At 40.2% G+C, this 687-nt stretch carries 1 protein-coding gene; it reads right to left on the bottom strand.

From position 1 onward, the window contains the following. Window positions 1–108: 108 nt before the first annotated feature. Window positions 109–585, bottom strand: a complete 477-nt coding sequence (tnpA, locus tag C9J34_RS21465; RefSeq protein ID WP_107842191.1) for an IS200/IS605 family transposase — start codon at window positions 583–585, stop codon at window positions 109–111. Between the last annotated feature and the right edge of the window lie 102 nt (window positions 586–687).

The following is a 687-nucleotide window of genomic DNA, read 5'->3' as shown; positions in this document are numbered from 1 at the left end:
AACTGGTGGTTTTCTCTGCGCGTGAAACGCTGGGGTACTGGCCCACGTCTAAAGACGCTTTGAGAGGTCTGCCAACCGCACTACGTTTCCGACTACCGCTCAAGCGGTTTATTTATTTTTTCTTCGATCTATTTCTTCTCCTGTGAATGGGTCAATGAATTCTTTCATCGTCATTTGATCTTCCACAAGGTCTTCTTGCAACTGGTTTTTGATGTACTCTTGAATGGCTTTTCTATTTCGCCCTACTGTATCCACATAGTAGCCTCGACACCAAAATTTCCGGTTCCCATATTTATATTTCAAATGGGCATGTCGATCAAAAATCATAAGGCTACTTTTTCCTTTTAGATACCCAACAAACGCAGATACACTTAGCTTTGGCGGTATACTCACTAACATATGTATATGATCCGGGCATGCTGTTGCTTCGATAATCTCTACACCTTTTCTCTCACACAATTGACGTAAGATTTTCCCAATATCTGCTTTGATTTTCCCATAAATCATTCGTCTTCTATATTTTGGGGCAAACACGATGTGATACTTACAATTCCACGTTGTATGTGCTAAACTTTTATTATCCATTATTGGAGCTCCTTTCGTACGTAATCGGTTGACCAGACCTGACTTTATTTTACGACTGGAGTATTTTTTTTGTCCATAGCTAAAAGCTTTTTAGAACCCCCC

This window comes from Metasolibacillus meyeri (assembly GCF_003049505.1).
In the GTDB taxonomy this organism is placed as follows: domain Bacteria; phylum Bacillota; class Bacilli; order Bacillales_A; family Planococcaceae; genus Metasolibacillus; species Metasolibacillus meyeri.
Note: the sequence above shows the minus strand (reverse complement) of the source record. Positions and strands in the feature narration are given on the sequence as shown.